Origin of the sequence: Pseudomonas sp. 22515, assembly GCF_052044625.1 — a bacterium.
GTDB lineage: Bacteria > Pseudomonadota > Gammaproteobacteria > Pseudomonadales > Pseudomonadaceae > Aquipseudomonas > Aquipseudomonas alloputida.
The window spans coordinates 157066-182347 of sequence record NZ_JBQENN010000005.1 but is presented as its reverse complement, the minus strand read 5'-3'; the positions used below and the strand labels follow the sequence as shown (position 1 = coordinate 182347).

Annotated in this window: 22 protein-coding genes; 15 read left to right on the top strand and 7 right to left on the bottom strand. The window is 62.3% G+C overall.

Going from position 1 to position 25282, the window contains the following annotated elements; genetic code table 11:
• From ACTJJN_RS07555 to ACTJJN_RS07515, 9 genes are all read left to right on the top strand, one after another.
• Entirely contained in the window at window positions 1–609 is a 609-nt protein-coding gene (locus ACTJJN_RS07555; RefSeq protein WP_014756650.1) for an acyltransferase, read from the top strand.
• A gap of 1 nt (window position 610) precedes the next feature.
• The gene (locus tag ACTJJN_RS07550; protein ID WP_012052377.1) at window positions 611–1567 is read left to right on the top strand and encodes a glycosyltransferase family 2 protein; all 957 of its coding nucleotides are present in this window, start codon (window positions 611–613) and stop codon (window positions 1565–1567) included.
• 8 nt (window positions 1568–1575) lie between these two features.
• Window positions 1576–2100, top strand: a complete 525-nt coding sequence (locus tag ACTJJN_RS07545) for a serine O-acetyltransferase (RefSeq protein WP_004374263.1) — start codon at window positions 1576–1578, stop codon at window positions 2098–2100.
• A 5-nt stretch (window positions 2101–2105) separates the two neighbouring features.
• A complete protein-coding gene (locus tag ACTJJN_RS07540) occupies window positions 2106–3083 on the top strand; it encodes a glycosyltransferase family 2 protein (protein WP_014756651.1) in 978 nt (325 codons plus the stop codon).
• 9 nt (window positions 3084–3092) lie between these two features.
• A complete protein-coding gene (locus ACTJJN_RS07535) occupies window positions 3093–4097 on the top strand; it encodes a VirK/YbjX family protein (protein WP_440781173.1) in 1005 nt (334 codons plus the stop codon).
• Between the two features lie 49 nt (window positions 4098–4146).
• Window positions 4147–5349, top strand: a complete 1203-nt coding sequence (locus ACTJJN_RS07530; RefSeq protein WP_017147615.1) for a glycosyltransferase — start codon at window positions 4147–4149, stop codon at window positions 5347–5349.
• Window positions 5346–6533: a glycosyltransferase family 2 protein gene (locus ACTJJN_RS07525; protein ID WP_014756654.1), complete on the top strand. Its 1188-nt coding sequence runs from the start codon at window positions 5346–5348 to the stop codon at window positions 6531–6533. Before ACTJJN_RS07530 ends, ACTJJN_RS07525 begins: the two co-directional genes overlap by 4 nt.
• Window positions 6533–7285: a WecB/TagA/CpsF family glycosyltransferase gene (locus tag ACTJJN_RS07520; protein ID WP_004374277.1), complete on the top strand. Its 753-nt coding sequence runs from the start codon at window positions 6533–6535 to the stop codon at window positions 7283–7285. The genes ACTJJN_RS07525 and ACTJJN_RS07520 overlap by 1 nt, the downstream gene beginning before the upstream one ends.
• Before the next feature lie 177 nt (window positions 7286–7462).
• Window positions 7463–8884, top strand: a complete 1422-nt coding sequence (locus ACTJJN_RS07515; protein ID WP_004374281.1) for an undecaprenyl-phosphate glucose phosphotransferase — start codon at window positions 7463–7465, stop codon at window positions 8882–8884.
• A 33-nt stretch (window positions 8885–8917) separates the two neighbouring features.
• Here ACTJJN_RS07515 and ACTJJN_RS07510 read toward each other — a convergent pair whose 3' ends face one another.
• Window positions 8918–9859, bottom strand: a complete 942-nt coding sequence (locus ACTJJN_RS07510; protein WP_012052371.1) for a LysR substrate-binding domain-containing protein — start codon at window positions 9857–9859, stop codon at window positions 8918–8920.
• 146 nt (window positions 9860–10005) lie between these two features.
• Between ACTJJN_RS07510 and ACTJJN_RS07505 the strand changes: the two genes are divergently transcribed.
• A complete protein-coding gene (locus ACTJJN_RS07505) occupies window positions 10006–11382 on the top strand; it encodes an L-serine ammonia-lyase (protein ID WP_440781172.1) in 1377 nt (458 codons plus the stop codon).
• Window positions 11383–11451: 69 nt separating this feature from the next.
• On the opposite strand, the gene ACTJJN_RS07500 is transcribed toward ACTJJN_RS07505, so the two are convergent.
• The 4 genes from ACTJJN_RS07500 to ACTJJN_RS07485 all read right to left on the bottom strand — a co-directional run bounded on the left by ACTJJN_RS07500 (window position 11452) and on the right by ACTJJN_RS07485 (window position 16110).
• The gene (locus tag ACTJJN_RS07500; protein ID WP_004374288.1) at window positions 11452–12129 is read right to left on the bottom strand and encodes a DUF3313 domain-containing protein; all 678 of its coding nucleotides are present in this window, start codon (window positions 12127–12129) and stop codon (window positions 11452–11454) included.
• A 140-nt stretch (window positions 12130–12269) separates the two neighbouring features.
• The gene (locus ACTJJN_RS07495) at window positions 12270–13565 is read right to left on the bottom strand and encodes an NAD(P)/FAD-dependent oxidoreductase (RefSeq protein WP_047602864.1); all 1296 of its coding nucleotides are present in this window, start codon (window positions 13563–13565) and stop codon (window positions 12270–12272) included.
• A 13-nt stretch (window positions 13566–13578) separates the two neighbouring features.
• Window positions 13579–14670: a polyamine ABC transporter substrate-binding protein gene (locus ACTJJN_RS07490; protein ID WP_192907413.1), complete on the bottom strand. Its 1092-nt coding sequence runs from the start codon at window positions 14668–14670 to the stop codon at window positions 13579–13581.
• 81 nt (window positions 14671–14751) lie between these two features.
• A complete protein-coding gene (locus ACTJJN_RS07485) occupies window positions 14752–16110 on the bottom strand; it encodes a glutamine synthetase family protein (protein WP_004374294.1) in 1359 nt (452 codons plus the stop codon).
• A 183-nt stretch (window positions 16111–16293) separates the two neighbouring features.
• Here ACTJJN_RS07485 and ACTJJN_RS07480 point away from each other — a divergent pair, with 183 nt between their 5' ends.
• Window positions 16294–17193 carry a helix-turn-helix domain-containing protein gene (locus ACTJJN_RS07480; protein ID WP_014756660.1) on the top strand — a complete coding sequence of 300 codons (900 nt, stop codon included), beginning with the start codon at window positions 16294–16296 and terminating at the stop codon, window positions 17191–17193.
• Between the two features lie 186 nt (window positions 17194–17379).
• Window positions 17380–19290, top strand: a complete 1911-nt coding sequence (locus tag ACTJJN_RS07475) for an AAA family ATPase (RefSeq protein ID WP_012052366.1) — start codon at window positions 17380–17382, stop codon at window positions 19288–19290.
• Window positions 19291–19327: 37 nt separating this feature from the next.
• Here ACTJJN_RS07475 and ACTJJN_RS07470 read toward each other — a convergent pair whose 3' ends face one another.
• Complete coding sequence (locus ACTJJN_RS07470) at window positions 19328–20713, bottom strand: aldehyde dehydrogenase family protein (RefSeq protein ID WP_088513210.1); 1386 nt, start codon at window positions 20711–20713, stop codon at window positions 19328–19330.
• Window positions 20714–20820: 107 nt separating this feature from the next.
• On the opposite strand from ACTJJN_RS07470, the gene ptrR reads away from it, so the two are divergent.
• From ptrR to ACTJJN_RS07455, 3 genes are all read left to right on the top strand, one after another.
• On the top strand, window positions 20821–21687 hold the full coding sequence (gene ptrR, locus ACTJJN_RS07465; protein WP_004374302.1) for a putrescine utilization regulator PtrR: 867 nt from the start codon (window positions 20821–20823) through the stop codon (window positions 21685–21687).
• 126 nt (window positions 21688–21813) lie between these two features.
• Window positions 21814–22257 (top strand): hypothetical protein, encoded by a 444-nt coding sequence (locus ACTJJN_RS07460; protein WP_014859588.1) that lies wholly within the window; start codon window positions 21814–21816, stop codon window positions 22255–22257.
• Between the two features lie 252 nt (window positions 22258–22509).
• Window positions 22510–23031, top strand: a complete 522-nt coding sequence (locus ACTJJN_RS07455; RefSeq protein WP_004374308.1) for an acyloxyacyl hydrolase — start codon at window positions 22510–22512, stop codon at window positions 23029–23031.
• A gap of 31 nt (window positions 23032–23062) precedes the next feature.
• Here the strand turns inward: ACTJJN_RS07455 and ACTJJN_RS07450 are convergent, their stop codons facing one another.
• Window positions 23063–25189, bottom strand: coding sequence for a TonB-dependent siderophore receptor (locus ACTJJN_RS07450; RefSeq protein ID WP_440781171.1), 2127 nt, complete (start codon window positions 25187–25189; stop codon window positions 23063–23065).
• Window positions 25190–25282: the final 93 nt, after the last annotated feature.

Genomic DNA, 25282 nt, shown 5'->3' with positions numbered 1-25282 from the left:
ATGAAGGGATGGATACGCAAGGCAGTGGCGCACTACGCCCATGCAACCGGGCGAGGGGGCAAATTTTACAGGAGGTTCTGCAACCCTTCTGGTCTCGAATGGGGGGCGTATCTGGCCCGATGGGGCAACTTTCATTCGGTCGGCAGCAATTTCTACGTCAATACAGGCTGTAAGTTTCTCGACCCGTCGCTGGTCCGTATCGGTAACAGCGTGGGCTTGTCCGACTGTACGTTGATCGGTCATGACGGGGTGGTATTGCTGATCGAGCATCGCTTTGGCAAGCACCTGGATTCGGTCGGATTCATCGACATCAAGGACAATTGCTTCATCGGCCATGGTGCGATCGTGATGCCTCGCGTGACCATCGGGCCCGAATCCATCGTGGCCGCAGGGGCGGTCGTGACCAAGGACGTGCCGCCAGGCACCGTCTATGGTGGCAACCCTGCGGAGTTCATTTGTACCACCGAGCAGTTGATCAAACGGGTCGAGGCACGTTGCGAAGCCTACCCATGGATCGATCTGGTGAAGCAGCGCAACGGTGCCTACGACCCGGAAGTGGAGCCGTTACTGATGGCGCAAAGACGCCAGTATTTCTTCGGGGACAGCTGAAATGACTAGCAAACCTGTGGATGTCATGGTGGTCAACTTCAACACCGCTGGACTGCTGCAGCCGATGTTCGATGCACTGCGCCGGGCCGACAGCGAGCGGCTGGCCAGTTACCTGGTGGTCGACAATGCCTCGCGCGATGACTCGGTGCAGCGCATGGCCCAGGTATGCCCCGAGGCTCTGCTGCTGAGCAACAAGCAGAACGTAGGGTTCGGCCGGGCCAACAACCAGTTGTTGGCGCACCTCAAGGGCAAGTACGCCTTGCTGCTCAATACCGATGCCTTCGTTGCCGCCGACTCGCTGCAAAAAACGCTCGACTACATGGATGCCCACCCGGAGTGCGGCGTACTGGGGGTGCGCCTGGAGGGTCGCGATGGCGACCTGCAACCAAGCTGTCGCTACTTCCCCACGCCGCTCAATGTGTTCGTTGGGCGTACCGGGTTGGGGCGGTTCTTCCCAGGGGTGAAGATGGTTGACGACATGAACTGGGACCACGCCTCGGTGCGCGAGTGTGACTGGTTGCCCGGCTGCTTCTACCTGGTGCGCCGCGAAGTGCTCGACAGGGTGGGGCTGTTCGACCCGCGCTACTTTCTTTATTACGAAGAGGTGGACCACTGCAAGCGGGTGAAGGAGGCTGGCTGGAAAGTGGTGTTCTACCCGCATACCACGGTGGTGCATATCGGTGGCGAAAGCTCCAAGTCGGTGGCGGAGCTGGAGGCTGCCAGCCGGCAGATCTCGTCCTATCAGATCGAAAGCGAGTTGCTGTACTTTCGCAAGCATCACGGGGTGGCGGGGCTTGCCCTGCACATGCTGCTGGTGACGCTGGGCGACTTGGTGCTGGCACTCAAGGCGCTGTTGAAACGACGCGGCTGGGGCGCCATACAGGCCTGCTGGCGTCATTGCCGGGCAACCTGGTCTTTGCTGTTCAAGACCCGGTACGCCAGCCAACCGACAAGGTAGGTGGAGCCATGTTCGAGAATATTCGCGCCGACCTGCGTGCCCATGGCGGGGACTGGGGCGCCCAGGGCTTCTGGGTATTGCTGGTGTACCGCTTTGGTCGCTGGCGCTATACGCTGCGCCCGGCACTGCTGCGCAAACTGTGCTCGCTCATCTACAAGGTGCTGTTCAAATTCGTCCAGATCATCACCGGTATCGAACTGCCGTGCGAAGTGGTGATCGGGCGCAACTTCGTCATCGATCATTTTGGCGGCATCGTTGTCAGCGGCTATGCCCGCTTCGGCGATGACTGCCGTATCCGCAACGGCGTGGTGGTGGGCCTGAAGAATGTCGACGAGCCGATTGCCCCGGTGTTCGGCAACAACGTCGACATCGGCACCGGGGCCAAGGTGCTGGGCAGTATTCGCATCGGCAACAACGTGATCATCGGCGCCAATGCCGTCGTGCTGGTAGATGTGCCTGACAATTCACTGGCAGTGGGGGTGCCGGCCATCATCAAGGCCCGGCAACCGGCCGCCGTGGCATCGGTCGAGTGAGGCCTATGGCAACGGTGATCGGGGTGGTGGTAATCGGCCGCAATGAAGGCCAGCGCCTCGAGCGCTGCCTTGTTTCGCTGGCGCACGGGGCGGACAAGGTCATGTACGTCGACTCGGGCTCCACCGATGGTTCGCTGCAGTTGGCCGCCAACCTTGGCGTGGCGGTGCTGGCGTTGGACATGAGTATCCCGTTCACCGCCGCACGCGCCCGCAATGAAGGTTTTGCCGCCTTGCAGCGCCTGTTGCCATCGATGCAACTGGTACAGTTCGTCGATGGCGACTGCGAGGTGAATGCCACCTGGCTGGCCACGGCGCAGGCTTTTCTTGAGCAGCACCCCGCCGTGGCAGTGGTGTGTGGTCGCCGGCGTGAGCGTTTCCCGCAGCGTTCGGTGTACAACTTGCTGTGCGACCTGGAGTGGGATACCCCGGTCGGTGAGGCCAAGGCCTGTGGCGGCGATGCGCTGATGCGGGCAGACGCCTTTGCTGCTGTGGGTGGCTTCCGGCCTGACCTGATTGCCGGAGAAGAGCCTGAACTGTGCGTGCGTTTGCGGGCCAACGGCTGGAAAGTCTGGCGACTGGCTGCCGAGATGACCCTGCACGATGCCGGCATGACCCGTTTCAGCCAGTGGTGGCGGCGTAGCCTGCGTGCTGGGCACGCCTATGCCGAGGGCGCCTACCTGCATGGCCAGCCACCCGAGCGGCATTGGCTGCGTGAGTCACGTCGGGCCTGGTTGTGGGGCCTGGGCATACCCTTGGTGATCGCGCTGGCCTGCCTGCTGCTGGGCGGCTGGGGCCTGCTCTTGCTGTTGATCTACCCCCTGCAGGCCGTGCGCCTGGCCCGCCGCGGCGGCAAGTCGACGCGCGAGAACTGGCTGCAGGCTGTGTTTCTGGTGTTGGGCAAATTCCCGGAAATGCTCGGCCAGCTGAAGTTCCTGCGCCACCGCCTTGCGGCTGGCAAATCGGCTTTGATCGAGTACAAGTGAGAGAAACCCATGATGCTCGGCACCCTCGTGAAAAGCGTGTTTATCTTGCAACCGGGTTACTCGTTGCGGGCGATGCACAACAAGTACAAGTTGGCACGGCAGATCGCCAGGCAGTGGCCTGAGCTGAACGGGTTCATGCAGCGCATGACGGCGGCGCTGGGCCCACATGGTTTGCAGCGCCTGGGTGTGGATTGTATCGGTGTCGTGCAATGGCCTTACATCAGCCGATGCTGGGAGGCGCCACAGCGTCTGGATGTGGTGGCTTCGCACTTTGAACAGGTGGCTGGGCAGTTCCCGGCGTTGCTGTTGCTGGGGCGCGACGAAAACCTGAAGTTGTGTGACCTGTCCAGCCACTCGCCGGGCTGTTGCCTGGTACTGGACCGGCCAATCTGGTTCAAGCGCGAAGGCGAGCTGGTGCTGAACCTGTTCCAGGCCGACCTGCGTGTGGCATCCCTGGCCTTCACCCTGGGCTGCAGCCAAGGTGAGACCAGCCTGTTCATCGGTGCGGTGCAGGGTATTCACAAAGGTATCGACAGCGAAACCTCACTGGCTATCTACCGTGACCTGACCAAGGACTTCGAAGGGTTGCGGCCACGCAGCCTGTTGCTTGAAGCGTTGAAATGCCTGGGCAGGACCCTGGGTGTGACGCAGCTGTATGCCGTCAGTGACGCCTGCCGGCACCATCGCCATCCCTATTTTGGCAGCGACAAGGGCCAGGACCTGGCGGCCAACTACGACGCGATCTGGCAGGAACATGGCGCCACAGCGTCTGACCGTGAGGACTTTTTTACCCTGCCTCTAGCGCCGGCTCAACGGGCGGAAGCTGACATTCCGGCCAAGAAACGGGCGATGTACCGCCGCCGCCAGGCATTGCTTGACGATGTTTTCACCCGCTTGCAGGCAGCATTGCCAAGCAGCAACCACAACCTTGGACTACAAGGAAAACAGGGGGATGCATTTGCTGTGAGTGCATCGGCAGTAGACAGGCCGCCCGTAGTCGACAGCCTGAAGTGAAGGTTGCCAGGGAAGGTTGGTCATCAAGCGGGTTTGGATCTGGATTCGTATGCATATTGCTTACTTCATCAATCAGTACCCGAAAGTCAGCCACAGTTTCATCCGTCGCGAAATTCTGGCGCTGGAGCGCCAGGGGGTTGAGGTGCAACGTATAGCCCTGCGTGGGTGGGACGCCGAGGTGCAGGATGCCGAGGACGCAACCGAACGGGGCAAGACCCGCTACGTATTGCAAGGTGGGCTCAAGGGGTTGTTGGCACCGACGTGGCAGGTACTGCGTACGCAGCCGCGGCGGTTTTTCCAGGCGCTGGGGCTGGCCATGCGCCTTGGCCTGCGGGCCGACCGTGCCTGGCCCTACCACCTGGTCTACCTGGCCGAGGCCTGCCTGGTGCTGCAATGGTTGCAGGCCGGGGAGGCGACACATGTGCACGCGCATTTCGGCACCAACTCTACTGAAGTGGTCATGCTGGCCAACGTCCTGGGCGGGCCGGCATACAGCTTTACCGTGCACGGGCCGGAAGAATTCGACAAACCACAGTTCTTGCACATGGGTGAGAAGGTGCAGCGCGCCGCCTTTGTCGCGGCGGTGAGCTCGTACGGGCGCAGCCAGCTGTACCGTTGGGTGGCGCACGAGCACTGGGGCAAGGTGAAGGTGGTGCATTGCGGACTGGAGCGTGGTTTCCATGAGGTGGCGCCAGTCGATGTGCCATCGGCGCCACGGCTGGTGTGTGTTGGGCGCCTGTGCGAACAGAAGGGCCAGCTGCTGTTGCTCGAAGCGGCGCGCTGTCTCGCTGCCCGGTCGATCACCTTCGAGCTGGTGCTGGCGGGTGACGGTGAAATGCGCGAGCAGATCGAGGCCTTGATTGCCCGGCACGGCTTGCAGCAGCAAGTGCGTATCACTGGCTGGATCAGCAGTGCGCAGGTACGTGAGGAAATCCTGGCCGCCCGTGCGCTGGTGCTACCCAGTTTCGCCGAGGGTTTGCCCGTGGTCATCATGGAGGCCATGGCCTTGCGCCGGCCCGTGCTCACCACCTATGTAGCGGGTATCCCCGAGCTGGTGCGGCCTGGCGAGAACGGCTGGCTGTTCCCTGCCGGCGCCGTGGACGAGCTGGCAACAGCCATGGCCGACTGCCTGGCGCAACCGGCCGAGGTACTGCAGCGTATGGGCGAGGTGGCCTACCAGCGTGTGGTGCAACGGCATGACATCGACACCGAGGCGGCCAGGCTGGCCAGCTATTTCAAGGCATACGCATGATAAGTGTATTGGGTTGGTTACTGGGCCTGTTGGCGATCATCGTCCTGGTACCGGTGTTGGTGCTGGTGCTGCAAGTGTTGCTGGCTTGCCTGCCGGCGCGGTCGAGGCCCAAGGGCATTGGCGAGCGCCCGCGAGTGGCGGTGTTGGTGCCCGCCCACGATGAGGCATTGATCATTCGCGCGATGCTGGCGAGCGTTACGCCGCAACTGCTGGACGGCGACCGCTTGCTGGTCGTGGCGGACAACTGTTCGGATGACACGGCCCAGTTGGCACGTGAGGCCGGCGCCGAAGTGGTAGAGCGCCACAATACGCGGTTGCGCGGCAAAGGTTACGCATTGGATTTCGGCGTGCGCCATCTGGCTCAGCGGCCGCCCGAGGTGGTCATCGTGGTGGATGCCGACTGCCAGGTGGGCGAGGGGGCGATCGATTGCCTGGCGCGCCGCTGCCACGCACTTGCCCGCCCGGTACAGTCGCTGTACCTGATGCGTGCACCGGCAGGTGCCGGGTTGCGGGTGCAAGTTGCCGAGTTTGCCTGGCGGGTCAAGAACCTGGTGCGGCCACGCGGCTGGGCGCGCCTGGGCCTGCCATGCCAGCTGATGGGCGCGGGCATGGCGTTCGGCTGGCACGATCTGAGCCTGATCAACCTGGCCAATGGTCATCTGGTCGAGGATGTGAAGCTGGGCCTGGACCTTTGCCAGCAGGGTAAACCGCCTGCTTTCTGCCCCGAGGCACTGGTCACTAGCCAGTTCCCGCTCAGCCAGCAAGGCCTCAACAGCCAACGCACCCGCTGGGAGCATGGCCATCTGGGCTTGATGCTTGCCGACGCACCCAAACGGGCGATGGCTGCAATCACCCAGCGCAACGCTAGCCTGGCGGCCTTGACCCTGGACCTGCTGGTACCGCCCCTGGCGTTGCTGGTACTGACCTTGCTCGGGCTTAACCTGGTGACCTGGCTGGCGTACCTGCTGTTCGGCCTGGCGGCGCCCGCGTGGCTCGCCTTTGCCGGTTTGGCCTTGCTGGCCTTCGCCGTGATGTTGGCCTGGGCGCGCTTCTGCCGTGAAGTGATACCGTTCTCGGTGTTGTTGTACGCGCCGTTTTACGCGGCCAGGAAAATGCCCTTGTACCTGAGTTTCCTGATCAAGCGCCAGGTTGAATGGGTGCGTTCAAAACGGGATGACGACTGATGGATCAGTGGCAGAATCGCTGGAAGCGTGTGATCGACCAGCTGGAAGTGATCGCTGATGACGCCGCTGTGCAGCGCCTTCTCGACCGCCTGGCTACGCCGGATACGGGCACCGTGCTGGGCTTCGTCAACGCCCATGCGATGAACCTGGTGGTGCGCGATGGTGGCTACAGCCAGGCACTGTCGGCCGCAGATGTGCTGCTGCGCGATGGCGCCGGCATGGCGATTCTGTATCGCCGCCTGGGCCTGGAACCCGGGCTGAACATGAACGGCACTGACTTCATTCCCAGGCTCATGGCTGCTTACCGAGGGCGCAAGGTCGCCTTCTGGGGCACCCGGCAACCCTACCTGGACCAGGCCGTGCGGCGCTGTGAAGCCGAGTTTGGCATCGTGCCGGTGTCGGTTCACGATGGCTTCGCCAGCCTTGAAACCTATTTGCAGCTGGCCCGCGAGCAGCAACCCGAGCTGATCGTGCTGGGCATGGGCATGCCCAAGCAAGAAGCGGTGGCAGCGGAGTTGGCAGTCACTGGCGGGCCATGCCTGATCGTGTGCGGTGGGGCGATCCTGGACTTCCTCGGCGGCAAGGTCAGCCGTGCCCCTGAATGGCTGCGGCGTTTGGGGGGCGAGTGGCTGTACCGCCTGCTGCGCGAACCCAAGCGCCTGTTCATGCGATACGTGGTGGGCAATCCGCTATTCCTGTTGCGCACCCTGCTGTACCGGCGGGCGGCGGTTTCGGCCAGGCGGGCCCTATGAATCGGTCAACGATCGCACAAGCGGTGATTCCGGGTACGCCAGCAGCGGGTGGCTGCTACAGTGATATCAATCGCTTGAGGGCGCCACGCGCCTGCTGCACGGGCTTTGCGTAACCTGTTTTCAAGACTTGCTGTTTGATGGAAGGCACTTGCTACGCTCATTTTGATGAGGTCTGAAATGGTTTTCGAACCCAGAAGCAGTCGTTCCTTACTCCAGAGAAGAAGCAGTGTCAGTAACGCCATTCAGGCCGGCCTCGATGGTATTGCCGTCACCGGTATTGCCTGGTACCTGATCTACGACCAGTTCGGCTATATCACATCCGATTACGTGATCATGCTGCTGTTGCTGATTGGCGCACTGGCAGTCATTTATGATCATTACGCCATCTACCGCACCAACGTCGGGCTTTCGATCAAGGCGTTCCGCCTGTTCAAGGCCTGGTCGGCAACGTTTTGCTTCCTGGTCGTCATGGCGTTCCTGACCAAACAGAGCGAAACCTATTCACGGCTATTGGTGGTGCAACTGTTCGTCATTGGTTATGTCGCCCAGCTATTCTTGCATTTTGCCGTGCGCGAACTGCAAAAGCGCTTTAGCGCGCATGCGCGCCTGGACAATGCCCTGATCATCGGCAACGGTGACCTGGCCAACTTCCTGTATCAGAAAATCAGCAACAACCCGTGGTTTGGCGAGCGGGTGCTGGGCTGCGTGCTGCTCGACAAAGGCGATGGGCAGGGGTTGGAGAGTGCCGAGGGCAAGCAGCGCCTGCCAGTGCTGGGGCATATTGGCGACCTCGACGAGCTGGTGGCCCAACACGGCATTCGTACGGTGTACCTGGTGACGCCACTGGGTGGCTCCGAGGTCATCAACGACGTTTACTTCAAGTTGCTCGACAAGTGCATTGCGGTGAACTGGGTGCCGGATATCTTCTCGTTGCGCCTGATCAACCACAGCGTGCGGGAAATTGCCGGCATTCCGGTGCTGACCTTGTCGGAGACACCCTTGACGGGCATGAGCCTGTTCTTGAAAAACCTTGAGGACCGGGTGCTGGCCGCGTTGATTTTGCTGTTTGCATCACCCGTATTGCTGGCTGTTGCGCTGGCCATCAAGATTGACAGCCGCGGGCCGGTGTTCTTCCGCCAGGAACGTACCGGCTGGACAGGAGAATCGTTCCGTATCTGGAAGTTTCGCAGTATGCATGTTCACCAACCGGAAGCAGGTGTGGTCAAGCAGGCGCAGAAGAATGACCCACGGTTGACACGGGTCGGCGCCTTTATCCGGCGGACAAGCCTTGATGAACTGCCACAATTGTTCAATGTGCTGACCGGGGAAATGTCCCTGGTAGGGCCGCGGCCGCATGCCTTGCAACATGACACCTTGTATTCGCAGGATATCGTTGACTACTTTGCCCGCCACAATATCAAGCCCGGCATGACAGGTTTGGCGCAGGTGCGCGGGTTCAGGGGGGAGACCAAGGATATCGAGCAAATGATCCAGCGAGTCGACTCGGACATCGAGTACATCAACAACTGGTCGTTGTGGCTGGACTTCGTGATTCTGGTGCGCACGCTCAATGCCTTCACCGGTAAGCAGGCCTATTGAGCGAAGCGCTCCTGCTCAAGCGCGCCCAGGTGGCTATTCCTTGTTCAACGGATGCAACGCCCTGAACCCCCGCGCTTCTTCCACCAGCCAGTCATGCACCGCCCGCGCACCTGGCTGGTTCAAGCCGCCTGGCGGGTAATGCACCACATAACGCTTGTGGTTGGCGATCGGTACACCAAAGGGCACGATCAGTGCGCCGCGCTCCAGTTCGTCATTGAGCAGCGTGCGGCGGGCAATCGCCACGCCGATACCGGCAATCGCCGCCTCGATGGTCAGGTGGTTGCGGTTGAAGGTGTGCCCGCGCCGTACATCCAGGCCGGCGGCGCCGATGCCTTCCAGGTAGAACTCCCACTCGGCATATTCCGAACTGCCACGCCAGGCGGTGATGTCGTGCAGCAGTGGGTAGTGCGCCAGGTCAGCGGGGCCGTGCAGCGGCGGTCGCCCGCGCAGCAGGGCAGGTGAGCACACCGGGAAGATCTGCTCGTCCAGCAGCGGCGTCGAGAGCATGCCTGGGTAGCTACCATCGTTCAGGTCGATGGCCAGGTCGAAGTCACCCGGGGTCAGCGCCTGGGCGCTGTCTTCGGCGACCAGGCGTAGTTCGATATCCGGGTAGCGCTGTTGAAAACGCGGTAAGCGCGGCGTGAGCCATTTGGCCAGGAACGAGGGGATCGAACGCACACGCAATGTGCCGCGGATTTCCCCCGCGTCCAGCCGCAGCAGTTCGGCTTCGATACTGCCGTAGGCTTCCGCCACCGTCTGGGCCAGGCGTTGCCCCTCGGCGCTCAGCTCCACGCCGCGCGCCCGGCGCAGGAACAGCCGGTAGCCCAGGCGCTCTTCCAGTTGGCGCATCTGCTGGCTGACCGCGCCCGGGGTGATGTGCAGCTCTTCGGCACAGCGGGTGAAGGACAAGTGCCGGGCTGCGCAGGCAAATACATGCAGCCAGACGAACATCTGACCATTGAGTTGTCGTCGCATCGTTTAGTACCACTAAAGGCTTGCTTAGGAGGTTTCGTTGGTCATCCGTGAGCCAGCGCGGCAGTATCGCGCAAGTTCGCAATAACGCTCAATTTCTTCAGACAACCGTACCCTGGATGCATATCAGGGTAGGGTCAGGCATTAGCATGGCTATCAGTGTTTTCGACCTTTTCAAAATTGGCATCGGGCCGTCCAGTTCCCATACCGTGGGCCCGATGCGGGCGGCGGCCACCTTTGCCCAGGCCTTGCGTGAGCAGGGGGTGCTGGCGCGGGTAACGCGCGTGCAAGTGCGGCTGTATGGCTCGCTGTCGGCTACCGGGGTTGGCCATGCCACCGACCGCGCGTGCCTGCTAGGCTTGATGGGCCAGTGGCCGGACCGTATCGACCCGTCCACGATCGAGTCGCGCATCGGACAGGTCCTGCAAGAGCACTGCCTGATGCTCGACGGTAGCCATCCGCTGGCCTTCGACTATGGCCGTGACATGCTGCTGCTCGACGAGAGCCTGCCTTATCACCCCAATGCCATGAGCCTGGACGCCATGAACGGGCAGCACAGCCTGTTGAGCCAGACCTATTTTTCGGTGGGCGGCGGCTTCATCGTCGAGCAAGCCGAGATCGATGCGCCGGCAAGCGACACGAATGCCGTGATGCTGCCTTATGAATTCGACAGTGGTGCCCAACTGCTGGCTTTGTGCAAGGCCCACAACCTGAGCGTGGCGCAACTGATGATGGCCAACGAGTGCGCCTGGCGCCCGGAGGCCGAGGTGCGCGAAGGCTTGCTGCGCATCTGGGCGGCCATGCGTGAGTGCGTGGCGAACGGCCTGCGCAACGAGGGCGTCCTGCCGGGCGGCTTGCACGTCAAGCGCCGCGCCGCGCGGTTGCATCGCAGCCTGCAGGAGCTGGGCAAGCCCAACGTGATCGGCTCGACCCTTGGCGCCATGGAGTGGGTCAACCTGTTCGCCTTGGCGGTCAATGAAGAGAATGCCGCCGGTGGGCGTATGGTTACCGCGCCCACCAACGGGGCAGCCGGCATTATCCCGGCGGTGTTGCACTACTACATGAAGTTCAACCCCGGTGCCTGCGATGCTGATGTGGTGGACTTCCTGCTTGGCGCAGCGGCGGTTGGCATCCTGTGCAAAAAGAACGCCTCGATTTCCGGTGCCGAGGTGGGTTGTCAGGGGGAGGTGGGCTCAGCCTGTTCGATGGCTGCTGCCGGCTTGGCGCAGGTACTGGGTGCTACGCCGCCCCAGCTTGAAAACGCCGCCGAAATTGCCCTGGAGCACAACCTTGGGCTGACCTGCGACCCGGTGGGTGGCCTGGTGCAGGTGCCGTGCATCGAGCGCAATGCGATTGCTGCGGTCAAGGCGATCAATGCTGTGCAGATGGCGCTGCGGGGGGATGGCGAGCACTTCATCTCGCTCGACCGGGTGATCCGCACCCTGCGTGATACCGGGGCGGACATGCATGCCAATTACAAGGAAACCTCGCGCGGCGGTTTGGCGGTCGCTTTTGTCGAGTGCTGAGTTTTAACGCGGTCAACTGGAGCGGCCTTGTGTCACGATGGGCCGCTCCTGAACCCGGTTGCGACGGACTCAGCGGCCTTTCTGCTTGGCTGCCAGGAAGCTCGCACGCATGTCTTTGGCCCAGCCATCGAGCACCGGCTTGACGTCATTCAAGGTCAGCTTCTGGGTATCGTTCTCCAGTTCCTGGCCCGCGCCCTTGCGGACCACCTGGGCCAGTACCTTCTGGCTGGCGCCGTCCAGGAACGCTGCCTCCACACCGACATCCACGTCCTGGTCACGTCCACCCATGGCGGTATTCACTCCCGCCGCGATAAGCGCGATAGGGATCACCTCGTAAGGCTTGAGGCCCTCGTTACTGGTGGACACTGCCGTGATCGCCGGGCGTACCACGATCACGCCCGGGCCAGGCCCCTTGGCCAACGGCATCACGCTGCCCATTTCGCGGCGCAGGGCCTCGTTGAAGTAGCGGGTGATTTCCTGCAGCGTCTGCTGCGAGATAACCGCTGTGGGCTGCGGCTTGGGGTAGAACTGGCTTGGCTCGACGAATACCTGGCTGTATTGATTGATATTGACCTTGGGGTCGATCCAGCGCATGACCGGGTCACCCGACGGGCTCTTGGCCTCTTGCAGCCGGCTGTAGTCTTTGAGGAAGCCGGAGTAATCCTTGGGGTCCACGCGGTTGCTGGAGCAGGCGGCCACGGCAAGCAGCGCGGCGCACAACAGGGTAATGCGAGGCAATGATTTCATGATGAAAAGGCATCCGTGAGAGGTCGGCCTCAACAACGCTAGCAGGTGCGAGGCAGTTGGCCAGTGGACGGGGCAATCCTCTTTGAAAAGAACACAGTGCGTGGCTCGCCCTGAGGGGCGCTGCAAACGTTGTGGCCCACTCAACCCAGGGCCTCACGCAAGCGGTACCACAACATGCCCAGTGCCAGCAGGGGTGAGCGCAGGGCCTTGCCGCCGGGGAAGGTCAGGTGCGGCACGGCGCTGAACACATCCAGGCCGTGGCTGTGGCCGAGGGCGATGCTTTCGGCCAGCAGTTTCGCCGTCCAGTGCGTCACGTTCAGCCCGTGGCCTGAATAGCCCTGGGCGTAATACACGTTGGGGTGCTGGTTCAGGCGCCCGACCTGGGGGAAACGGTTGGCGGTGATACCGATCATGCCACCCCACTGGTAGTCGATACGCACGTTGGCCAGTTGCGGGAACACCTTCAATACCTTCGGCCGCATGTACGCACCGATGTCTTTAGGGTCGCGCCCGGAATAGTGGCAGGCGCCACCGAACAGCAAGCGGCGGTCTGCGGTGAGGCGGTAGTAGTCCAGGCCGACCTTCTGGTCGCACAGCGCCATGTTCTGCGGGATCAGGCTGCTGGCCAGCGCTTCGGGCAAGGGTTCGGTGGCCACCACATAGCTGCCGGCCGGCAGTACCTTGCCGCTCAGGCGCGGTTCCAGTTCATCGAGGTGCGCATTGCAGCCCAGCACCAGGCTGCTTGCGCGCACCTTGCCGCGCGCCGTGTGCAGCGTCAACCTGGGCCCGTGCTCAATACGCAGCACCGGGCTTTGCTCGAAAATGCGCACGCCCAGGCTGTGGGCCGCACGGGCTTCGCCCTGGACCAGGTCAAGTGGGTGCAGGTGGCCCGAGCCCATGTCGACCAGGCCGCCAGCGTACTGGTCGCTGGCGACGATCTCGTTCAACTGCCCGGCGCTGACCAGGCGTGTTTCATGGCGATAGCCCAGGGCGGCCAGGTCGTCCTGTTCCTCCTTGAAGGCCGCGAACTGCGCCGTGGTGTTGGCCAGTTCGCAGAAGCCCCAGCGCAGGTCGCAGGCAATGCCGTAGCGGGCGATGCGCTCGGCCACCAGTTCCACTGAGTCGATGCCGGCCTGCTTCAGGTAGCGCACACCGTCCTGGCCGACATGCCGGGCAAAGCCGCTGACATCATGGCCGATACCGCGAATCAGCTGGCCGCCATTGCGCCCACTGGCGCCCCAGCCGATGCGTCGGGCTTCCAGCAGTACCACCGAGAGGCCGCGCTCGGCCAGCTCCAGGGCTGTATTGACCCCAGTCAGTCCGCCGCCGATCACGCATACGTCGGCCGTCAGTTCACTGTCCAGGCTGGGGTAGGGTGCCGCGTCGCGCGCGGTGGCGGCGTAGTACGAGGCGGTGTGTTGGGTATTGAAAGACATGAGCGTTCTCGACTCAGCGGTTGGACTTGATCTTGCTCCAGGAGCGGGTCATGACGCGCATGATTTTTGGGCTCGGGGTGCTAGAGATGTACAGCTTGTCCAGCACCTCCTGGGGTGGGTAGATCTCGGGGTTGTTCACCAGCGATGCATCCATGTAGGCCTTGGCGTCCGGGTTGGCGTTGGCATAGCCGACCGTGGCGCTGACCTTGGCGATCACTTTGGGGTCGAGCAGGTAGTTGATGAACGCCAGGGCCTGCTCGGGGTTGTTGGCGTCCTTGGGGATGGCCAGCAGGTCGAACCACAGGTTGCTGCCTTCCTTGGGAATGCTGTAGGCAACCTTCACGCCGTTTTTCGCCTCTACGGCGCGATTGGCGGCCTGGAACACGTCGCCGGAATAGCCGAACGCTACGCAGACATCGCCGTTCGCAAGGTCAGAGACGTACTTGGAGGAGTGGAAGTAGGTGATATAGGGGCGCAGTTCGAGCAGGCGGGCCTCGGCCTTGGCGTAGTCGCCCGGTTTTTCGCTGCGCGGGTCCATGCCCAGGTAGTTGAGCACGGCCGGGAACAGCTCGTCAGGCGAGTCCATGAATGCCACGCCGCACTGCTTGAGCTTTTTCAGGTTCTCGGGCTCGAACAGCACCGCCCATGAGTCGATATGGTCCACACCCAGTGCCGCCTTGACCTTGTCGACGTTGTAGCCGATGCCATTGGTGCCCCACAGGTAAGGCACGGCGTACTGGTTGCCGGGGTCGTTCTGTTCAAGTTGCTTGAGCAGTTTGGGGTCCAGGTGCTGCCAGTTCGGCAGCTTGCTGCGGTCCAGCGGCAGGAAGGCGCCGGCCTGGGCCTGGCGGGCGAGGAAGTGGTTGGACGGTACCACCACGTCATAACCCGTACGCCCGGCCAACAGCTTGCCTTCAAGGGTTTCGTTGGAGTCGAACACGTCATAGACCACCTTGATTCCGCTGCTGGCCTGGAAGTCGGCCAGGGTGGTGTCACCGATGTAGTCGGTCCAGTTGTACACACTGACCGTGGGCGCGGCCTGGGTGGTGGTGGTGGCGAACAGCAGGGTGAATGCAGCGGGGATCAGGGCTTGCAGATGACGCATGGGAACACCTCGTTGGTCTTGTTCTTGGAGTTCAGAGCAGGCTTGCCTGTGCATGGGGTGCAAAGCACCCCTCGCGGTGGATCAGACACTCAGCATCAGGAATTCACGCTCCCATGAGCTGATGACGCGCTTGTAGTTCTCGTGCTCGGCGCGCTTGACCGCCACGTAGCCCTGGACGAACTGCTTGCCCAGGTACTGCTGCACGGTTTCGCAGTCTTCCATGTGCTGCAGCGCATCCTCGATGGTGATCGGCAGGCGCAGGTTGCGTCGCTCATAGGCGCGGCCCTGCACCGGTGCGCTAGGGTCGATCTGCTCGACCATGCCCAGGTAGCCGCACAGCAGGCTGGCAGCGATGGCCAGGTAAGGGTTGGCATCGGCGCCCGGCAGACGGTTTTCCACCCGCATCGCCTCAGGGCTGGACGTGGGCACACGCAGGCCGGCTGTGCGGTTTTCTTCGCCCCACTCGACGTTGACCGGTGCCGAGGTATCCGGCAGGAAGCGGCGGAACGAGTTGACGTTGGGCGCGAACATCGGCAGCAGCTTGGGGATGTACTTCTGCAAGCCGCCGATGTGATGCAGAAACAGCGGGCTCATGCTGCCGTCTTCGTTGGCGAAGATCGGTTTGCCAGTGGCGATGTCGACCACGCTCTGGTGCAGGTGCATGGCACTGCCTGGTTCATCGGTGATCGGCTTGGCCATGAACGTGGCGGCCACGTTGTGCTTGAGCGCGGCCTCGCGCATGGTGCGCTTGAACACGGTGATCTGGTCGGCCAGGTCCAGCGCGTCGCCGTGACGGAAGTTGATTTCCATCTGCGCCGGGCCGTCTTCGTGAATCAGCGTATCCAGGTCCAGGCCTTGGATCTCGCACCAGTCGTAGACGTCTTCGAATAGGGGGTCGAATTCGTTGGCGGCGTCGATCGAGAACGACTGACGGCCACTTTCAGCACGACCGGAACGCCCCAGTGGCACCTGCAGTGGCAAATCCGGGTCTTCGCAGCGCTTGGTCAGGTAGAACTCCATCTCGGGCGCGACGATCGGCTGCCAGCCCTTGTCGGCGTACAGCTTGAGCACCTTCTTCAGCACGTTGCGTGGCGAAAGCTCGATAGGGTTGCCTTGCTTGTCGAAGGTGTCATGGATCACGATCGCGGTTGGCTCGATCGCCCACGGTATCTGGTAAACGGCGGTGGGATCGGGGCGGCAGACCATGTCGATGTCGGCGGCGTCGAGCAGGTTGTAATAGATGTCATCGTCGACGTAGTCGCCGGTGACCGTCTGCAGCAGCACGCTTTCTGGCAGGCGCATGCCTCGCTCATGGAGGAACTTGGCGGTGGGCGCAATCTTGCCGCGGGCGATGCCGGTCAAGTCGCTGATCACGCATTCGACTTCGGTGATCCGGTGTTCTTTCAGCCAGGTGGACAGCTGATCGAAGGGGGCGTTCATACAGACCTCTTGGTTGGGTTTTAGTGGGGGAGCGTGGGCGCTTGCGAAAACCGTTGAACAGTTGCGAAGGCGTTACGCTTCCCAGGTGACGCGCTGCAGACTATCTTGGTCGCAGTCCCCCGGGGCAATCTATCCACTTTCTTCAGTATCGAATGCACCAAAAGAGTGCATACAGGACGATGTGTGACAACCGCCAATGCGTTGAAGGTCCAGGCTTTCCACACCACTGATGTCACCGAGCAAGTGCGCGCCACCCCTGGCTGGCAGCAGCAGTACCGGCAGATGTCGCCCGGCTACTTCAGCGGTGAGCTGCGTTGTCTGGGGCTGGAGGGTGTGGAGGTGTACGAAGAGCGCCTGAACACCCGGGTGGAGCAGTTTTTCCGCGCGCCAAGCGGCTCGCTGGCGTTTTGCTTCGACCGCAGCGAGAACAGCCTGTACCTGCTGAACGAACAAAGCCGCAATATCTGGATTACGCCGGAGAACTACCACGAAGTGGCGGTCGTGTTCGACCAGGCGTTCCTGGCCCGCCATGGGCTAGACCCGCAGCGTCTGGAAGGGTTGTTCATGGTGCCATTGGGTAGCGGCCAGAATGCGCTGTTCGGCAGCTGGCTCAGCGCCACCTTGACCCGGCTGGGCGAGGAGGGTTGCCCGTCGCAAGGGCAGGCCCTGGCTGAGCAGTTGCTGGAGGACTGTCTGTTCATTCTCGACAACGCCAGCCAGCGTTTACAGGGCGTGGCCTTGGGGCGGCGGGACGAGGAAAGGGCGATCATGCACCGGGTCAGCGAATGGGCGGCCGACTGCCCGGAAGAGACGCTGAACCTGCTTGAGCTGGCAGATGTGGCTGGCGTTTCCCTGCGCCAGTTGCAGCAGGCGTTCAAGGCGTTTACCGGCATGCCGCCGGCGCACTGGCTGCGCCTGCGCCGGCTCAACGGTGCGCGGCGTGATTTGTTGCGCGGTGGCGGCGTGACCGTGGCCGAGGTGGCGATGCGTTGGTCGTTCTGGCATTTAGGAAGGTTTTCAGAGAGTTACCGGCAGTTGTTCAAGGAGTTTCCCAGTGAAACATTGAAGCGCTGCAGGGTTTGAGGTGGAGGCGGGGCTGCCGGCCTCTTCGCGGGCTCGCCCGCTCCCACAGCGCCAGCATGGTTACGTGAATCGCACGTAGCCTGGGGGGCGGGCAAGTCCGCGAAGAAGCCAGCCCAGGCAACACTGAGCCCAGCATTCCACGCCGAAAGTTGCTATCGTGCCGCCCTGATTTCACCCGAGGTGCCGATGTTCTACCTGCCTTTGCCCTGCGACCAGGCCGACCGCCTCGCCAGCGCGGCCGTTACCGAGTTCTTCACCACCGCCAGTGTTGTCGATGCCGCTACCGTGCTGTTCGTGCAAAATCTGCCACGCCAGCCTGCCACCGCGTCGGCCGACGCGCAGGAGCGTCGTTTCGCCGAAATCGTGCGCATCGCAAACGAAGTCGAAGGTGTCGCCCCCGGGCGCTTCCAGGCCCAGGTAGCGCAGCAATTCGATCGCGAAGCGTTCGCCATGGGCCTGGGCATGCTGGGCGAAAATGGCATTGCACTGCTGTCGGCCGAAGTGGAGTACCAGGCGGACGAATGGCTGGACGACGAAGGCCAGTGGAACTTCCAGTTCGCCGACCGCTACCGCCAACGGGCCACGCCGCTGCACCCAGTGTACCTGCCGTCGCTGGCCAGTGACTTGATGCTCAGCGACCAGCAGAACCGCCTGCTGCGTGAATTCCTCAGTGGCGTCGACGAGTCGGTGGCTGTGCAAGGTTTCGCCGGCACCGGCAAGACCTTCCTGATTCACCAGTTCGCCCGGCTGCTGGAGCCACAGCGCACCTTGCTGCTGGCCTTGACCGAAGGGCAGTTGCGCGCGCTGCAGGCGCGGGTCAAGGACGCTGCCGCCTATACCGCGCTGACCTTCGGCCAACTGGCTGACGAGCTGCTCAACCGTGACCTCACCAGCAACGGCTGGCGATTGCGCGATCCATACCGCACCAAGCTGTCCTGGCGCCCCCAGGAAGCGCAAGTGGTGCGCTGGCTGGCCATCCCTGATATCGGCCCGCTCGCAGCGCGTGACGTGGTTGCCTTGTGCATCCGCGCCGTGCGCACGTTCTGCCACAGTGCCGATACCCAGCTTCAGCTGCACCACTTGCCCTGGGCCGGGCCTGGCACCTCGCCGCTGGATCAGGAGGTGCTGCTGGAAAAGGCGCGTCTGTACTGGCAAGAGCTGATTCGCCCGTCGGCGCGGGACATTCAGCTACCGGTGCGTGACTACCACCGGGTCAAGCTGCTGTCGCTGACCGAGCATGTGATCGACAGCCGTTACACCCATGTCATCGTCGACGAGGCCCACGAGCTGTCGGCACCGATGCTGGCGGTACTCGATCGCAGTCCGCAGTCGATCATTACCCTGGGTGACGAACTGCAAAACCTCAACGGCCTGAGCCCGCACCATGGCAGCTTCATCCGGCAACGCTGCATTGACCATTCACTGCGCGCCGGGCCGGCAATGGACAACGTGCTCAACCCGCTGATCCAGGCGCACCCGGCCACGATCCAGGCGGCCTTCAGTGGCAACGCCGAGCACTACACCCGGGTCAGTTTCTTCGATACGGTGATGGTGCCGGAACAGCCCACGGCGCTTATCGTCGATGATGAATGGGGCCTGTTTGGCTGGTTCCAGCGCCTGACGCATCAGGGGGTGCCGTTCTTGTTGCTGAAAAGCGCTCGCAAGGACTTTGAGCTGTTCGTCGAGGACTGCATCGAGCTGTACCGCTACGGCACCCGACCGCGCCACCCGATGCTGTTCCGCTATGCCAGCTGGCAGGCGCTGGAACAGGACAAGGGCGATGACAAAGCGTTCGTCGCCGTGGCCAATATGCTGCGCAAGGGCTACACGCCGGAGCACTTTGCCAAGGCCAAGAGCCGTTACCGCTGGGACAAGGCGCCGAAGCTGTTTCTGGGGCGAGTACGGGATGTGAAGAACATGGAGTTTGCCCGGGTGATGGTGTCGCCGGAGCTGATGGTGGCGCCACAGGTGGCGGGTAACCGCAATGAGCGGGCGCGTATGCTGGCGGGGTTGTATACCGCCTGTTCGCGGGCGCGGCATGAACTGATCGTGCCGGGGGGGATGCTGGACTGGGTCAAGGACCAGGTTCGGGATTGACGCAGCTGGGGCTGCAAAGCAGCCCCAGGGTCATGAATCAGTTACGGTCCAGCCACACCGTCTGGGCATTGGTGAACTCACGCACACCAAAGTGCGACAGCTCACGGCCGAAACCACTCTTCTTCACGCCGCCAAACGCCACGCGGGGGTCGGAAGCGCAGTAGCCGTTGATGAACACGCCACCGGTATCCAGCGCGGCGGTCATGCGTTCGGCCAGCGCATAGTCGGCTGTGTAGATGGTCGAGGCCAGGCCAAACTCGCTGTCGTTGGCCAGCTCCACGGCATGGTCGGCATCGCGTGCAGTGATGATCGCCGCTACCGGGCCGAACAGCTCCTGCTTGAACGCGGTCATGTCCGGGGTGACATTGGCGAACACGGTCGGCGCGTAGAAGTTGGCCACGCCTTCGACCTTGTTGCCGCCCAGCAGCAACGTGGCGCCTTCGGCCAACGTCGCCTGAACCTGGCCGTCCAACTCGTCGCGCAGGTCATAGCGGGCCATCGGGCCGATATAGGTGTCGTCCTCCAGCGGGTTGCCGATTTTCAACTGGCGAGTGGCTTCAACGAACTTGTGGGTGAACGCGTCGACGATGCTGGCTTCCACGATCAGGCGCTTGGCGGCGGCGCACACCTGGCCGGTGTTCTGGTAGCGGCCTATCACCGCGGCCTGGACGGCAGCATCCAGGTCGGCATCGGCCAGCACGATGAAGGGATCGGAGCCACCCAGCTCCAACACGCACTTCTTCAGCGCGGCACCGGCCTGTGCACCAATCGCCATGCCGGCACGCACGCTGCCGGTCAGGGTCACGGCGGCGATGCGCGGATCGTTGATGGCGCGGGTGACGCCATCCGGGGTCACGTTCAACACTTCGAACACGCCTTCCGGCAGGCCGGCATCCTTGAACAGCTCACCCATCAGGTAGGCGCTGCCCATTACGTTCGGTGCGTGCTTGAGCACGTAGGTGTTACCCGCCAGAAGCGCCGGCACGGCGCCGCGCAGCACCTGCCAGACCGGGAAGTTCCACGGCATCACGGCCAGGATCGGGCCCAGCGGGCGGTATTCGATACGGGCTTTTTCGACCTGGGTTGGCTCGGCGGCGAGCATGGCCGGGCCGTGCTCGGCGTACCAGCGGCACAAGCCAACGCATTTGGCGACTTCACCACGGGCCTGGGCGATCGGCTTGCCAATTTCACGGCTGATCATGTGCGCGAAAGCTTCAGCCTTGGCTTCGAGGGTGCCGGCCAGGGCCAGCAGGTACTCGCTGCGCTGACCCAGCGACACCTGGCGCCACTGGCGATAGCCAACCTTGGCACGTTGCAGCGCCGCTTCCAGTGCGGCGTCGGTGTCGAACGGGTAGGCGCCAATCTGCTCGCCGCTGTACGGGTCGAGGGAGATGGCGTGGGTCAGGCTGCTGATCGCGCTCATGGCGGGACACTCTCGTTGTTGTTAATCAATGAGGCCAGACTAGTGGGCTATGGCTTTAATGAAAACTGAATAATAATGAGCGAAACATTCACGTTTGGAGAATGCCTGTGGACCTGGTGCAACTGGAGATCTTCAAGGCCGTGGCAGAGCAGGGCAGCATCAGCGCCGCCGCCCAGCACATCCATCGGGTGCCGTCGAACCTGACCACGCGCATCAAGCAACTGGAGGAGGACTTGGGTGTAGAACTGTTCATTCGGGAGAAGAGCCGCCTGCGCCTGTCGCCTGCGGGTTGGAACTTCCTCGAATACACCCGGCGCATCCTCGACCTGGTCCATGAGGCGCGGCTGACCGTGGCGGGTGAAGACCCGCAGGGCACCTTTGCCCTCGGATCGCTGGAAAGCACGGCGGCGGTGCGCATCCCGGCGCTGCTGGCCGCCTACAACCAACGCTACCCCAAGGTTGACCTTGACCTGTCCACCGGGCCCTCCGGGACCATGCTCGAAGGCGTGCTGTCTGGCCGCCTGGTGGCCGCGTTCGTCGACGGCCCGGTGCTGCACCCGACGCTGGAGGGCATACCGGTGTTCGAGGAAGAGATGATGGTCATTGCGCCGCTCAACCATACACCGGTGACCCGCGCCCAGGACGTGAACGGTGAAAGCATCTACGCCTTCCGTGCCAACTGTTCATACCGCCATCACTTCGAAAACTGGTTCGTGCAGGACCAGGCGGTACCGGGCAAGATCCACGAAATGGAGTCGTACCACGGCATGTTGGCCTGCGTCAGTGCGGGTGCCGGCCTGGCCATGCTGCCACGCAGCATGCTCGACAATATGCCCGGGTGCAGCACCGTCAGCGCCTGGCCAATGTCGGAGGACTTCCGCTATCTGAAAACCTGGCTGGTATGGCGACGGGGTACGGTCTCGCGCAGTTTGAGCATGTTCGTGAAGTTGCTTGAAGAAGGCCGCGCAAGCTGATGTTTTCACTCGATAACCTGATTATCTGAAGTGAATTTCATCTCCATGACCAGGCATCAGCACGAACACCCCTTCGCTGGGAGGATCAAATGCTAGGTAAGCCATCCTCGAAAGGAGGGTCGTACCATGCGTAACCATCACTATGCGCTCGGCGCAGCCTTACTGATCACCCTGGCCCTGCCATGGACCCTGGCCGCCGCCGCCGACCTCAATGCCCCCATCGACATGCAGGCCGTGCAGTTGCAACCGCAGGAGCAGAATGGCGTGCGCTACCTGCAGGGCGGTATCGGCCAGGACGAGGCCAATGCCCTGCGCAAGACCACGGGTTATGACCTGCACGTAGAGCTTTCGACCGGCCCGGAAGGCAAGTTCCAGAGCGGGGCCACCGTCGATATCCAGACTGCCCAGGGCCAGCCCGTGATCAGCGTCAGCGATGCCGGGCCACTGCTGTATGTGCAGCTGCCTCCCGGCAAATACAAGGTCATTGGCAATGCCCAAGGTCAGGCGGTGCAGCAGTGGGCGGCCGTCACGGGCAAGGCCCCCACGACCGTTAGCCTTAATTGGCGTTGATGAAGAGGCAGGCAGGAGTACGGATGTACTCCTGCCTGGGGTAAGGTCACGCCTCGCGAATGCCTGTGCCCGGCAAGCACATCTTTACCGAGTGTTTTAGCCAATAGTGGCAATACACTTCCAACTTTCTGATTATCTGGACAATAATCAGAAAAGTATTACTTCGTATGACCGGTCTGGATGCACCGGTCAGCGCAAACATCGAGGGGCCCAAGCCCCCGCTTGCCGTGTAGACCATCAGGAGAGTCGTTGATGAAAACCCGTCTAGCCGCTTCGCTGGCCGTTGCAGTGCTGGCCTTTGCCGGGGCCGATCTGGTTCAGGCTGCGCAGATATCAGGCGCCGTGGGCGCCACTGGCCAAGGTGACATGACGTACCGTATCGGCCTGTCGTTCGACTGGGACAAGACATGGCTGGAAAGCAGCGCCGGCCATGTGAGCGGTTACTGGGATGCGGCCTACACCTATTGGGAAGGTGGCGATGCCAGTGGTGCGCACTCGCTGTCGTTCAGCCCGGTGTTCACGTATGAGTTCAGCGGCTTTACCTACACGCCTTACATCGAGGCAGGTATTGGCCTGGCAGCGTTTTCAAAGACCGACGTGGGCGACCAGCGACTGGGGTCGGCGGTCAACTTTGAAGACCGTATCGGCTTTGGCCTGAAGTTGCCGGGAGAACAGAAGGTAGGCATCCGTGCCATGCACTACTCCAACGCCGGTATAAAGCAGCCAAACGACGGCATAGAGTCGTACTCGCTGTTCTACAGCACAGCGTTCTGACATGACGGGGCCGCGGCGCGGCCCCGGCAATTCAGAAGGTATACGAAACGCCGGCCTGCACCGTGCGCGGTGCGCCGGGGTATACGTAGCTGTTGAACGCCCCTTCGTCATACCCCTTGTTGAACACGTTTTTCACGTCCAGGTTCAACCGCACGTGTTCGTTGACCTTGTAGAAGCTCAACAGGTCGACCACGCTGTAGCGTTCCATCGTGTAGGTGGCTGCCGATGTCTGCCCGGCACGGTCGTCTACATACTTAACGCCTACGCCCAGGCCAAGGCCTTTGACCAGGCCATCCTGGAACTCGTAAGTGTTCAGCAGGCTAAAGGTGCTGCGCGGGATATTGGCCAGGCGCGTTCCCTTGGGCAGGGTGGTGTCCTTGGTGACTTCGGCGTCCACGTAGGCATAGCCACCGATCATGCGCCATTCGGGGGTGAGGTTGCCGGCGACGTTGATGTCCAGGCCACGGCTGCGCACCTCGCCGGCCGCGATCTTGTAAGTACCAGTAAGGTCGCTCGGGTCGTTGGTCAGTACGTTTTCCTTGACGATGTGGTAGATCGCCGCGTCGACACTCAACTGGCGGTCGAGTGACTCCCATTTCACACCCAGCTCATAGGACTTGCCCTTTTCCGGGTCGAAACCACCGCCACTGGCCGGCGTGCCCGTATTGGGTTTGAACGAGCGTGCGGTGTTGGCGTAGACCGCCAGGGTATCGGTCAGGTCATAGATCAAGCCAAGGCGGGGTGTGACGCCGTTTTCGCCCTTGCTGAAATCGCCGGCATTGTTCAGCTTGTTGTCATAGTCATGCTCGAAACGCTCGAAGCGCACGCCTGCCAATGCCTTCAACCGCTCGGTCAGGGCCACTTGGTCCTGAATGAAGAACGCCCACGTCTGCAGGTTTTCCTTGTCCCAGGTGGTGGTGCGGTTCAGGGCCGGACGCGGCTGGCCCAGTACCGGGTTGTAGATGTCGATCGGGTAGGCTGCCGAGGAACGCTGGATGATCGAGTTGTAGTCGTAGTTCTCGTATTCGACCCCGGTCAACAAGGTATGGCTGAAATTGCCGGTGTCAAAATGCCCGGTCAGGTTCAGCTGCCAGTCGCGGTCGGTCCACTCCAGCTTGCGGTAGTTGAAGTTGCGCTGCAGCGTGCGTCCATCTGCCGGTGCGCCGTCGGCTTCGACAGCGTTGCCCTTGAGCGAGCCATCGAGGAACTGGAACCCGCCAGCCAGCGACCAGTTGTCATTGAGCAGGTGCTCGAAGCGCACCTGCGCCATGTTGTTGTCATTGTGCAGCAGGTTGTCGCTGCCTTTTTCCCAGATATAGGTATCGCGCGAGGCGCTGCCGGTCTGGGTGGGGTAGCGGGTCAGGCCGCGATCGAGGGGGTGGTTGTTGCGCATGAAATCGCCTTCGAAGGTGATCTTCGTGGCGTCATTGACCTGCCAGCTGATGACCGGAGCGACATCGTAGCGCTCGCTTTCGACATCGTCGCGGAAGCTGTCGCCGCCTTCGCCCAGTACGTTCAGGCGGTAGGCCAGCGAGCCGTCCTGGCTCAGCGGCCCGGTGGCATCAAGGGTGGCACGGTGCATGCCCTGGTCGTCGAACTGGCTGCCAAGGGTGACCTTGGACTCGGGCAACGGCTGCTTGCTGACCACGTTGAACGTACCGCCGGGGTCGCCACGGCCGTACAGGCTGCTGGCCGGGCCACGGATGACCTCCAGGCGCTCGACGGTGTTGGCATCCGGAGCATTGGGGTAACCGCGGTTGATCGGAAAGCCGTTGCGATAGAACTCCCCGGTCGTGAAGCCACGCACGGTGAACGTTGTCAGGCCCTGGCCGCCGAAGTTGTTGGCGCGGCCGACACCCCCGGCGTAGTCCAGGCCGTCCTGCAGGCGCGTGGCGCCCGTGTCTACCAGCACATCCTTGGGCACCACGCTGACCGATTGCGGGGTTTCGTGCAGCGCCGTGTCGGTGCGGGTGGCACTGGCCGAGCGGGTGGCCTTGTAGCCTTCGACCGGGCCGTCGGCGCGTTCACCGTCGGCAGTACTGGTGATGCTCAGGGCCTGGAGTTCGATCGGGTTAGGGTCGTTGAGCGGTTCAGGCTCGGCAAAGGCCAGCGGGGAGACAGCATGAAGCACACAAAGCGAGACGAACGTGCGGCGCATCGACGGTACGGTCCTTGAATAGGGCGCTAAGGGCTGGGTCGGGAAATGCCGCGAACATACTACGAATCATTATCAAATGCATTAATTTTGAGT